At 76.4% G+C, this 11,795-nt stretch carries 9 protein-coding genes; 3 read left to right on the forward strand and 6 right to left on the reverse strand.

The window, feature by feature from the left end; all coding sequences use genetic code 11:
* The first annotated feature begins 5 nt into the window (after positions 1 to 5).
* Positions 6 to 1,448 carry a WD40 repeat domain-containing protein gene (locus AC559T_RS22955; RefSeq protein ID WP_498870087.1) on the forward strand — a complete coding sequence of 481 codons (1,443 nt, stop codon included), beginning with the start codon at positions 6 to 8 and terminating at the stop codon, positions 1,446 to 1,448.
* 32 nt (positions 1,449 to 1,480) lie between these two features.
* Here AC559T_RS22955 and AC559T_RS22960 read toward each other — a convergent pair whose 3' ends face one another.
* The 4 genes from AC559T_RS22960 to AC559T_RS22975 form a co-directional block, all read right to left on the reverse strand.
* The gene (locus tag AC559T_RS22960) at positions 1,481 to 2,659 is read right to left on the reverse strand and encodes an SIS domain-containing protein (RefSeq protein ID WP_498870088.1); all 1,179 of its coding nucleotides are present in this window, start codon (positions 2,657 to 2,659) and stop codon (positions 1,481 to 1,483) included.
* A gap of 19 nt (positions 2,660 to 2,678) precedes the next feature.
* Positions 2,679 to 2,879 (reverse strand): Trm112 family protein, encoded by a 201-nt coding sequence (locus AC559T_RS22965; protein WP_018501528.1) that lies wholly within the window; start codon positions 2,877 to 2,879, stop codon positions 2,679 to 2,681.
* A complete protein-coding gene (locus AC559T_RS22970; protein WP_498870089.1) occupies positions 2,879 to 4,240 on the reverse strand; it encodes a phosphomannomutase/phosphoglucomutase in 1,362 nt (453 codons plus the stop codon). The genes AC559T_RS22965 and AC559T_RS22970 overlap by 1 nt, the downstream gene beginning before the upstream one ends.
* A 217-nt stretch (positions 4,241 to 4,457) precedes the next feature.
* Positions 4,458 to 4,868: a DUF3499 domain-containing protein gene (locus tag AC559T_RS22975; RefSeq protein WP_071064558.1), complete on the reverse strand. Its 411-nt coding sequence runs from the start codon at positions 4,866 to 4,868 to the stop codon at positions 4,458 to 4,460.
* Positions 4,869 to 5,148: 280 nt separating this feature from the next.
* Between AC559T_RS22975 and AC559T_RS22980 the strand changes: the two genes are divergently transcribed.
* Together AC559T_RS22980 and manA are read left to right on the forward strand one after the other, a co-directional pair.
* Complete coding sequence (locus tag AC559T_RS22980; RefSeq protein WP_498870090.1) at positions 5,149 to 5,637, forward strand: metallopeptidase family protein; 489 nt, start codon at positions 5,149 to 5,151, stop codon at positions 5,635 to 5,637.
* Positions 5,638 to 5,707: 70 nt separating this feature from the next.
* A complete protein-coding gene (gene manA / locus AC559T_RS22985) occupies positions 5,708 to 6,997 on the forward strand; it encodes a mannose-6-phosphate isomerase, class I (RefSeq protein ID WP_131626539.1) in 1,290 nt (429 codons plus the stop codon).
* Between the two features lie 63 nt (positions 6,998 to 7,060).
* Here the strand turns inward: manA and AC559T_RS22990 are convergent, their stop codons facing one another.
* Both AC559T_RS22990 and AC559T_RS22995 read right to left on the reverse strand, forming a co-directional pair.
* Complete coding sequence (locus AC559T_RS22990) at positions 7,061 to 8,653, reverse strand: DUF5719 family protein (RefSeq protein ID WP_498870091.1); 1,593 nt, start codon at positions 8,651 to 8,653, stop codon at positions 7,061 to 7,063.
* Positions 8,650 to 11,625 (reverse strand): glycosyltransferase, encoded by a 2,976-nt coding sequence (locus AC559T_RS22995; protein ID WP_498870092.1) that lies wholly within the window; start codon positions 11,623 to 11,625, stop codon positions 8,650 to 8,652. Before AC559T_RS22995 ends, AC559T_RS22990 begins: the two co-directional genes overlap by 4 nt.
* Positions 11,626 to 11,795: the final 170 nt, after the last annotated feature.

Here is an 11,795-nt window from a genome sequence, read left to right on the forward strand (position 1 = left end):
GGTAGATGAACACGGCGCGGGGCGGTGACGTGACCGAGGATCTACCACCCGAGCCGGTCGCGTCGCTACTCGCGGCCGGCCACCCGGAGCGGGTGTGGGAGCTGCTTCCGAGCCTGACCTTCGGTGACGCGCTGCGGGTGGCCTCGCTTCTGCACCGAACCGGCTGGCGCCCCGGCGGCCGGGGCGACGGGCACGGTGACGCCCACGCGAGGCGGAGCGCGGCGCTGTTCGACCTGCTGGTGCGCACGAACCAGCAGGTGGGCCTGGGCCGGAGCGGCCGAGATGCGGCCTCCGCCCTCAGGTTCCCACCCGTCGCCCGCGGGCTGACCGGGCTCGGGATCGCCACCGCGGCACAACCGTCACTGGCGCCCGATACAGGCCTGATCGCCCTCGTCCACCGGGACGGGTCGTTCCGGGTCGACCACCTGACGATCTGGGATCCGTGGAGCTGCCGGCGGGTGTGGTGGCATCCGCTGCCCCGTGGGCTCGGTGGCGGCCGGTTCACCCGGCTGCTGTTCGCCGCCGACGGCCAGATCTTCGCCTGCCACCGGCCGGACCGGTTCCCGCGCGAGCCCGAGCGCCTGCTCGTGTTCGGCTACGACGCCGGCTCGTTGGTCGTCCGCGAGCTGGACTCCGCCCCTTCGGGCTTCTACGCGCTGGCACCCATGCCCGCCGGACCGGACAAGGCGGTCTGCGCCGTGCGCGCGGACGGTGAAATGACGGTGTGGCCGGCGGTGCCGGACGGCGCGCCTGGCCACCCGCGGCCGTCGTCCGTCCGCCTGCCCATACCGGCCGGCCACGAGCTGGACGTCGGACTGCGCCCCGACGCCAACCTGGCCGTCTCCGCGGACGGCGAACGGATCTGCCTTGTCACCCGACGGCGCCCCGGGACGGCGCGCCAGGTCACTGTCGCCGATCGGCGGACGGGAAAGGATCTCGCCGCCGCCACGCTCGAGTCCGCCGTGGCGGAGGTCTCCTTCCTCCCCGACGGCGAGACGGCCGCGTCCCGCGCGGGGAGCACCGTGTCGTTCTTCGGCGGGAGCGCGCCGGTCGCGGACTGGCCCGTCGGGCCCGCCCAGCGCGTGCTCTTCCTCCCGGATGGCGAGCATGTGCTGGTCGCGCACGCGAGCGGGTCGATCGAGGTCCACACCTGGCCGGACCGCGCACTGGTCGGCTTTCTCAGCGGGCCGGAGTTCCTGATCACGCTGACCGTCTCGCCCGCCGGGGACAGGGTCGTGGCCCTCGGCGAGCGGGGGCGGGTGCAGACCACCGTCTGGGACAGCGCGGTGCTACGCCTGTTGCACCGACCACTCGCCGAGGCCGCCCCGCGGGCGCCGGCCCTCGTCCGGGCGATGTCCGCGCAGGCGGCCGGTGACCGGTGGGAGCTCCAGCTGCGCGCGCTGGCGGCACTCCTCGAACACCGACCCCAACCGGGCCGTCGGGAATAACAGCGGCAGTCAGCCGTCCAGCAGCCAGCGGTTCAGCGGGGGGTGCCGAGCTCCCACAGCCGCAGCGCGGCGCCGGGGTCGACCCCGAGTGCGAGTCCTACGTAGCTGCCCGCGAAGTCGATCAGGCCGATCAGGGAGGCCAGGCGCTCCAGCGGCGCCGTGCCCTCCGCCCGCAGCTCGGTGACGCCGACGCCGTGCTCACCCGCGAGGACGACAGCCCGCTCCGCCGCGCGGGCGATCTCGGGATGCTCGCCGGCGGGATCACGCAGCAGGATCAGCCGAAGCCGCACGACGGCCTCGTCATCGACCCGGTCGCGGAAGAAGTCGGCCAGATCGTCGTCTGCGGCGTCGCCGTCACCGTCGCCGCCGGCCGACCCGGCCCCGCCGTCGCCGGACCCGAAAGCTCCGCGGAACAGCGCGACCTGTTCCTCAGCCGGATGCGGCAGCGCCCCGACCAGCGCGGGGTAGCCCGCGCTCACCGCGAGCACACCCGCGGCCCGGGTGGCGGCGACCTCGGTCAGCCGGGTCGTCCCCCACCACAGTGGCAGGGCGCCGGCCAGCTCGAGGGCCAGCGTCTTCGCCGGGTTGACGAACGACTCGCTCGTCGGCCGGCACCTGGTCGCCATCGCCTCCAGGCGCACGGCGGCGGCCTCGATCGCGGCCTCGCCCTCACGGTGCACCCCGAGCGCCGCCGCGGCCGCGAGCAGCGGGACGGCCAGCGACCACAGTCCGGTGTACGCCGGCCGGGCTTCGGGCAGCGCCACGAACGGCGCCCTGGCCAGCTCCGCGAGGTGGGACAACGGAGAGTCCGCGGGGCCGACGACGGCCAGCCGGCAGCCCCGCCGGTGCGCCTCCTCGACGGCCGAGAGGGTCTCCGCGGAGGTACCGGACACGGACACGGCGAGGATCACGTCGGCCACCCCGGCCCAGCCGGGAAGCCCGTGCCGATGGTGCGCGATCACCGGCACCGGTGCGGCCTGCCCGGCGACGGCGTCGAGCACGTCCCCGGCGAGCGCCGAGGCGCCCACCCCGACGACCACGACCGCGCGGGGCCGGCCGTCGGCCGCGAGCGACCCGACACCGGCCTCCTGCGCCAGGCGCCAGCTCTCCCGGACCTGGCGCGCAGCCGAGGCCGTGTTCGGGAGCAGGTTGAGCGTGTCCGCGGCCTCGAGCCTGCGCGCGTCGTCCAGGATGGGCTCGTCGACGTTCACGCGGGCCGCGCGGCGCCGGTCAGGACGAGGATCCGGCCGCGGCCGGGAACGGCTTCGCCTCGTCGAGCAGCATCACCGGGATGTCGTCGCGGACCGGGAAGGCCAGACCGCACGACTCGCAGACCAGCACGGGAGCGCCGTCCAGCGTCTCCTGCCGCAGCGGAGCATGCTCCGGGCACGGGCAGGCGAGGATCTCCAGCAACAGGGGGTCGAGGCTCATCAGGAGTTCTCCCTTCCACCGCGGATGCAGACGAGGATGTCGTCGCGCAGCCGGCACATCGTGGCATCATCGCGCCCTTCGACGTTCAGGCGCAGCAGTGGCTCGGTATTGGACGGCCGGAGGTTGAACCACGACCCGTCGGCCAGCGACACGGTCAGCCCGTCCATGTGGTCGATGTCGACCGCCTGGGCGGCGTAGGCCTTCTCGACCTCGTTCATCGCCACGTCGGCGTCCGTAACCTCGGAGTTGATCTCCCCGGAGGCCGCGTAGCGGGCGTAGCCGCCGAGCAGGCCGGACAGCGGGCCGCCCTGCCCGCCCAGCGCGGCCAGCACGTGCAGGGCCGCGAGCATGCCGGAGTCCGCGCGCCAGAAGTCCCGGAAGTAGAAGTGACCGGAGTGCTCGCCGCCGAACACCGCGCCGGTGCGGGCCATCTCGGCCTTGATGAACGAGTGGCCGACGCGGGTGCGCACCGGCGCGCCGCCGCGCTCGGTCACCAGCTCGGGGACGGCCCGGCTGACGATCACGTTGTGGATGATGGTCGCGCCCGGCTCGCGGCGCAGCTCGCGCTCGGCGACCAGGGCGGTGATGACCGACGGGGAGACGATCTCGCCGCGCTCGTCGACGACGAAGCAGCGGTCGGCGTCGCCGTCGAAGGCGAGCCCGATGTCCGCGCCCGAGGAGCGCACGGCGGCCTGCAGGTCGCGCAGGTTCTCCGGCTCGATCGGGTTGGCCTCGTGGTTCGGGAAGGAGCCGTCGAGCTCGAAGTACATCGGGGTGACGGTCAGCGGCAGCCCGTCGAACACCGCCGGGACGGTCAGACCCGCCATGCCGTTGCCGGCGTCCACGACGACCTTCAGCGGGCGGATCCGGCTCAGGTCGACCAGCGAGCGCAGGTGACGCGCGTAGTCGTCACGCAGGTCGCGGGTGGTGACGGTGCCCGGCCGGCCGGTGTACTCCGGCACGCCGGCCTCGATCAGCGCCCGGATCTCCGCCAGGCCGGTCTGCTGCCCGATCGGCGCCGCGCCGGCCCGGCACAGCTTCATGCCGTTGTACTTCGCCGGGTTGTGCGAGGCGGTGAACATGGCGCCGGGCAGGTCCAGCGAGCCGGCCGCGAAGTAGAGCAGGTCGGTCGACCCGAGACCGGCGGCGATGACGTCCGCGCCCTGGCTGGTGGCGCCGTCCGCGAAGGCGGCCGCCAGCGGGACGGAGGACTCGCGCATGTCGTGGGCGGTGACGATCCGGCCGGCTCCGAGCAGGCGGACGAACGCCGCGCCGGTGGCCCGAGCCACCTCCACGTCGAACTCGGACGGCACCACACCTCGCACGTCGTATGCCTTGAAGATCCGTGAGAGGTCGTGCACCCCGTAACCACCTTCCCTGACCGGCGTCGATCGACCGGGTTGACCTTATCCGGCCGGGGTGACATCTCCGTCAGCGCCTTGCCGCGCGGGACGGGTTCGGCGCGGGACGGCGTCACGAGGCATGGCAGGCCGGCGCCGGTGCGCCGGTGCGAGGTACCGCGGCGGCGGGCGGGTCAGACGCGGGCGGGTCAGGCGGACGTCACGACGGGCGCGGACGTCACGACGGGCTCGGCACCGCACGCAGGTGGCCGCGGCCACGGCCGCCGGGACCGCCGGGACCGCCGGGCGGCACCGCACCGGGACCAGCGGGACCGGCCGGACCGGTGGGCGGCTCCGACCCACGGCGCGGGGCGGAGTCACGCACGGCGTCGGCGAGCGCCTCGATGTCGTCGGACGTCGGCTCCTGGCCGGCCTGTTGGTGTTCGGCCTGCTCGGCCTCGATCCGGACCACGGCCCAGCCGAGCGGCACGGTCAGCCGGTCGGCGTGGACCCCACACAGGTCATACGAGTGCGGCTCGACGAACGGCGACAGCGGACCGAGTACGGCGGTGGACTCCGCGTAGGCGTAGGTGAGCGTGGCGATCGCGGCCGCGGAACAGGCCGAGCGGGAGCAGCGCCGAGGCTTCACGTTCCGGACGGTAGACCCCGGAACGGGCGACGGCCACCACCGCCCGCCGTGTCGCGCACCGACAGAGGTCACTGTGACGCAGTGGTTATCGCTCGGTTGCTCCACGCACACAATTACACCAGAACGTCGCACACGCTTCGACCAAAACCGCCTTCTGACGCCGTGTCGATCCTGGTCGGGCCCCCCTAGGTGGGGGTGTGGGTGGGGGTCCGGGGCCGACTTGCCCGGTTCGCCACGCGCCGCGGTGATCGCCGGACGGACCCGGCGTTACCCTGGCACGATGGCCGAACCAGCCAGCACGCCCAGGGTGCGCTTCCCCGCGGCCGGACGCCCGATCCCCGCCCGTCGGCGGCGGGACAGACGGGGCCGCGGCATGCGTGGCACGCTCCTACCCCCGGACGTGCCCGCCTACGCCACCCGCGGTGAGCGTTTCGACGACCTCGTCCTGGACGCGGTCGAGCACCTGGACCACCGGTGGTCCGCCGAGCTCGCCGACGTCGAGTTCGCCGTCGAGGACGTACCGCCGATCACGGTGACCGACGACAGCATCCCGCTGGCGCACTACCAGCCGGCCACCGGAAAGGGCCGCTCGGCCACGCCGCGGCGGATCGTCATCTACCGGCGCCCGCTCGAAGCGCGCGCCGTCGACAACGAGGACCTCGCCGAGCTGGTCCTCGACGCGATCATCCACGAGGTCGCCGAGATGATGGACGTCGACCCGGCCGTGATCGACCCCGAAGGTCATGGCTGGGGCGACGACGAGGAGTAGGGCCCACCACGAGAGCCACCCGACGGGCTCAGAGCCGCTCACGACCGCCGACGCGGGGACGGAGACACGTGTGACCATCGGGGAGACCACACCAGCCAACACCGGGACGTCCGTTCGGAGGTGGGACGCGCGGACCGGTCGACCGGCGGGCGCGCCACGCGGGGCACCGCCGCCGCGTGCCCCGGTCCGCATCCTGGAGCTGCACGGCCGGGCACAGCGCTACGCCTGGGGCTCGCCGACCGCGATACCCGATCTCCTGGACGTCCCGTCCGACGGGGAGCCCGTCGCCGAGCTGTGGCTGGGCACCCACCCCCAGGCCCCGGCCGAGGTCGTGGACACCGGAACCTCAGGCCGGCGGGCGGCCGCCGACCTCGTCGGCGAGTTGCCCTTCCTGCTGAAGGTGCTGGCCGCCGACAAGGCCCTGTCGCTGCAGGTCCACCCGAACGTCGAGCAGGCACGCGCCGGCTTCGACGCCGAGCAGGCCGCCGGGATCGCTCCCGACGACCCGCGCCGCCGCTACCGGGACCGCAACCACAAGCCCGAGCTGATCGTGGCCCTGACGCCGTTCCGGGCCCTCGCCGGCATCCGGGCGCCCGGCGCCACCCTCGCGATCGCGCGCGGGCTCGGCCATCCCGGCCTGATCGCCGCGTTCGCGCCCCTGGCGACCGATCCGGCCGGCGGCGCCACCCAGGTGCTGCGCAGCCTGCTGACACTCCCCCCTCAGGCCGGCGAGGAGCTGGCCGCCGGGGCGGTCGCCGCCGCCGAGCGGGTCTCCCCCGACGCGGACGAGCAGTTGCGTCGCGCGGCCGAGCTCGTCCTGCTGCTCGCCGAGACCCACCCCGGGGACGTCGGCATCGCCGCGGCGCTGCTGCTCAACGACGTCACGCTGCGCCCCGGCGAGGGCCTGTTCCAGCCGGCGCGGCTGCTGCACGCCTACGTCCAGGGCGTCGGGATCGAGATCATGGCCACGTCGGACAACGTCCTGCGCGGCGGGCTCACCCCGAAGCACATCGACGTCGACGAGCTGCTGCGGATCCTCGACCCGCGCCCCACCAGCGCGCCGGTACTCACCCCGCGCCCGCTGGCGACCGGCCCCGGCGGCCAGCTGCGGGCCTGGGATGTGCCGGTGGACGACTTCGTCCTGCGCGAGGCTGTCTGCGCCGGTGGCAGCGTGGCGGTGCCCGACACGTCCGTGCTGCTGGCGGTGGAGGGCAGCGTCGAGGTCGCGGGCACGGACCTGGCGGGCTCGCCGCTGGCGCCGCTGACCCTGCGCCGCGGCGGCTCGGCCCTGGTGACCGGCCCGGCAGCCCTGACACTCACCGGCACGGGACGGGTCTTCGCCGCGGGCTCCCGCGTCTGAGCCCGGCCAGACAGAGAGCACACGCAGACCACTACACCTTCGTCCGGGCGGGGCGAGTGCCGCTCACCAGGCGACGCGCGGATCGGCCAGCGACGCCGGACCGTACCGGAGGCGCCACGCGCCGGTAAGCGGCACGACGGCCGAGACGGTCCGCGGCACCAGCGCGGTCGCCACTCCCGCGGACGGCGCTCCCGCGGACGGCGCTCCCGCGGACGGCGCTCCCGCGGACGGCGGCGCGGTGCCGAGGACCTGGCTCGCGACGAGCGGGCCGCCGGTGCCGACGACACGCGCGCCGACGCGGCCCGCCGGCAGCGGCGCCAGCACCGCGCGGCCCGCGCCGACCTCGAACCGGCGGCCGTCGACCCAGACGGTGGCGGCCCGCCCGGGCGCGACCAGGACGAGCGCGCCGGCCGTCCAGGCCGGTACCGGCGCCGCCGCGACGACCAGACCCGGCGGTGTCGGCCCGGCCGCGCCCGGGTCGCCGACGACGACGCCCGCCCAGCGGGGCCGCTCCGGAACGACCCCGGCGACCCAGGTACGCCCGTTCGGCGGACCGCCGCCCGACGCCGCGGGAGCCGCCGCGGCCACGCCGGTGGGCAGGCCGAGCGCCGCGACGATCCCGCCCCCGTCCGTCGACTCGACCAGCAGGGCGGACGGACCCGCCGGAGTCAGCGTGACCGGGCGGCGCAGCGCCGCGCCGGCCGGGATCCGCACGGCCTCCAGGCCGACCGGGGTGTGGCGACCCGAGGCCGTGATCACACTGACGCGTACGGTCGCCGCCGCTCCGGGAGCGGAGAGCACGAGATCGGCCGTTGGCGGGCCGGCGGCCGGTGCCCCCGCACCGCCGGACCCGGCAGGGGTGAGGAACCCGCCGAGCAGGACCCGGGTGGCCGGACCGGCGGTCGGCGGCACGGGCGTGGCCGCCGCCGGCCCGGAGCCGCTCGCGCGGTCGACCAGCCAGCTCAGAACCCGGCCGGTGTGCACATCGACGTCGACGGTGGTCACGGTCGCCTCGGGGGCGAGCTCGGCCAGGCGCCGGCTGACCGTGCGCCCGACCGGAACGGTCACCTCCACCCGGGGCGCCGTCTGGCCCGACGACACGGCGCCCACACTGACCCGGGCCGGCCGCGGACCGGTGTTCGTCCAGTACAGGACGGGATCGCGGCCGGCGACGGTGGCCGGGCCGGCGAACCACGTCCGCGCGCGGGACTGCTCGCAGCGGGCTCGCAGCGGTCCCGCTCCCGACCCGGGGGAGGTCACGGTCGCGGTGAGGCCGGCCGCGGCGGACCCGGTCGCGACAAGCCGCAACGGACCGCCGGCAGGCCCCCGCGCCACCGACTGGCCGCTGTCCGGGCCGCCCGGAGTTGGGCCACCCGAGTCCGGACGCGGCAGGTAGAGCAGCTCGTCGTGCTGGCGGTCGCCACCGAGCAGCGCGCCGCCACCGGATGGCCGGACCATCCCGTCGGGCCCCGAGCCGCGCACGACGTCCAGCAGCTGGGGCACCTGCCCCCTCAGACCGAGATCCGGGCAGTCCAGGGTGACCGCGGTGACCGGTCTGGGGACGGCTGCGGGCGGACGAGGCCCCGCCGTGGCGAGCAGGGCCGCGACCACCCCGACCAGGCACGCCACCCCGGCCGGCACGACGATCCGCTTCACGTGGTCTCCGCCCGCGTGGCCACCGCGCGGCGGCCGCGGCGCCGGCGCGGGACGGCGGCCAAGGGGCCCGCGGCCAGCAGGAGCGCCCCGGCTGCGGCGGTCGCCAGCACGGCGGCGCGGTGGCGGTGGTGATCGTAGGAGACCTCGAGCAGGCCGCCCTCGGCCGGCAGGACGAACGCCTGCGCCCAGCCGTCCGCGACCGCCGCGGGCAGCGGCGCGCCGTCCAGGGTCGCCCGCCAGCCGGAATCGGCGGGTTCGGCGAGCACCACCCGGCGCCCCGCGGCGCCGCCGGGCAGCCGGGTCGATCCGGCCGGACCGGGCGAGCCGAGCCGGAGCGGGGTCGTGCCTTCCCCGGCACCGGGGGCGGCGGCGACCGGGCGCCACAGCAGCACGTCAGGACCGCGCCTCTCCCGGGAGAGGCCGTCCACCGCGTCGAGCGCGGCCACCAGCGCCGGGTCGGCCGAACCCGCCGGGACGACGACCGCGGCCACACCGAACGCCGGCAGCGCGTCGGCGGCGTCCGGGGGACCGGCGGAGATGTCCGCCACGAGCGTCGCGAGCGCCCGGTCGGCAGCGGAGGGCGGCCGGTGTGGGGCGGCGGCGGGGAACCTCGGCCCGCCCTGGGCGGCCAGGCTGTACGCGACCGGCCCCGACGGGCCGGACCGGCGCAGCACCAGGACGCGCGCGCCTGGTCCGCCCGTCCGGCTCAGCGCGGCGACCGCGCGGGCCGGGCTCTCCTCCTGCGCGGGACCCGGGATCGGCGTCGCGGTGGCCAGGCCGGCGGCGAACGCCAGCACACATCCGCCGAGCAGGACCGCCCCGACCCGGGCCGTGGCCGGCGCCCAGCCGGTGGCCACACCACCGACCCCGGAGGACGCCCGACGGCCGAGCAGGCGGGGGCAGGCGGTGAGCAGCAGGCACAGCGCCGCGAAGAGGCACAGTGCCACGAAGAGGCAGAGCACCGCGGCCTGCCCCTCGTCACCGGGAGCGCCGGCCACCAGGCCGGTCAGCTCCGAGCCCGACAGGGACGACACAGCGGCGGGCCACCACCCGACGCCCCCCGTGACGAGGCCGGGCAGCAGGGGGACGGCTCCCGCGATCAGCACACCAAGTACCGGCACCGGCCCGACCGGCGGCGGTTGCGTGCCCGGCGGCCGTGATCTCCGGACGGCCCAGGCCGCCGTGGGCAGGCCGACCAGCGCGATCGGTGCCAGCACCGGCGCGCACGCGACGACGAGGGCCAGGGAGACGGCGAACCGCCAGCCCGCGCGCCCGCGCCCACCGGCGTCGGCGTCGGCGTCGGCGTCGGCGTCGGCGTCGGCGTCGGCGTCGGCGTCGAGGCCGGTTCCGGAACCGGAACCGCTCGCTCCGGCCCGGACCGTCCGGCCACGGAGGAACTCGTCCCCCGCCGCGAGAACGGCGGGCAGCACCGCCAGGGCGACGGCGGTCTCGATCCGGCCGGCCAGCACTGATCCCGTGACCGGCGGGGACACGCCGTACAGGGCCGCCAGGCCGAGCCTCGGGCCGCGCGAGCCGACGAGCCGTCCCGAGGCCCGGTACGCGAGGTAGGTCGCCGCGGCCGGAGCGACGGCGAGCACGATCGAGCAGGTCGCGGCCACGCTGAGACCGACCGGGGCGGCAACGGACGACAGCGCGGCGAGTAGAGCCGTCCAGGGCGGTGCGGAGCCCGGCCAGCCGAGCACGCCGCCCACGGAGCCCTGCCAACCGGACCACACCATGGACCACAGGTCACCGGCGTACTCGGGCATTGGCACGCCGCCGCCGACGGCGTCCGGTGGCAACCGGCGGACGGCCAGGCCAGCCGCCCCGAGGAACAGGGCCATCACCACCGCGAGCGCCCGCGGCGGGGCGACCGCGCGGGGACCACTCGGCGCCCGGTCGGCGACCGCGCGGGGTCGGGCCGACAGCAGCTCGCGCACGGCACGCCGCGGCACCGCCACGCACCGGCCGAACCGCACACGCATCCGGAACAGGGGCCGCGGGCTGGCGAGGACGGCACCGGCGATCCACAGCTCGGTCAACGCGTCGCGCCACCGGCCGCGGGAACGCGGGCCGCTCGGATCACCGCTGTCCCGGGGCGGGAGGAGCAGGCGGGCACCGGCCCGCGCCGCGCCCGCGACCACCAACGCGAGCACGGCCGGTACGAGGAAGGGCGTTGCCGTCAGCGCGAGCCGCACCCGCGCTCCCGCGACCCTCCCGACACGGTCGCCCGCGCGAGACGCGCCGGACGCGAGAGGCCTGTCAGCGAGAGGCGCGTCGGTGCGTGCGGGCGGCGCGAGCAGCACCGCCGCCGGGGGCACGACGACGACCCGCAGGCCCGCCCGCGCCGCGCGGGCGCCGAGATCCAGATCGAGGCCGGCGGTCATGTCCGCGGCCAGGCCGCCGAGCCGCTCCCAGGCCGAGGCTCGCACGAGCATCCCCGTGCAGGAGACGGCCAGCACGTCCCGCACGGCGTCATGCTGACCGTGGTCGGGCACGCCCGGGACGACACCGGTGATCCGCCGGCCGGCCCGGTCGACCGTCACACCCGCCTCGAGCAGGAATTCCGGTCGGGCGGCGTCGAGCACCTTGGGACCGAGGACCGCCGCACCCGGGTCGACGCGGGCGTAGGTGAGCAGCCGTTCCAGGGCGTCGGGCCGTGGCAGGACGCCGTCGTGGATCAGCCAGTAGAAGGTGTCGGGCGCGCCGCCCAGCCCGCCGTGCCGGATACCGGCCGCGACCGCGACACCGAAGGACGTCCCGGCAGGCAGGCTCAGGACGTCCCCAGCGGGAAGGCCCGGGACGTCTCGGGCGGGAAGGCTCGGGACGTCAGGGTCCGGGCTCGGCTGCGTGGGGCCGTCTGCCGCCGGAACCCACTGCGCCGGGATCGCGGGGCCGCCGAGCGCGGGGCCGCCGAGACGGACGACCACGATCCGCTCGGGCGGGCGGGTCGACGCGGTCAGCGCGACCACCGGACCCACCGAGCCCGCCGGGCCCGCAGCGACCGTCGGGCCCGCAGCGACCGTCGCAGGCGCCGCAGCGGTACCAGTACTGCCGAGACCGTTTTGTCGCGGGTCGTGGCCGCCGGGCGCCGCGGGCTGATCCCGCCGCGTCACGACGACCGCTACGACCCGCTGACCGG

The sequence above is a fragment of the Frankia sp. Hr75.2 genome, assembly GCF_949319125.1.
GTDB lineage: Bacteria > Actinomycetota > Actinomycetes > Frankiales > Frankiaceae > Parafrankia > Parafrankia soli.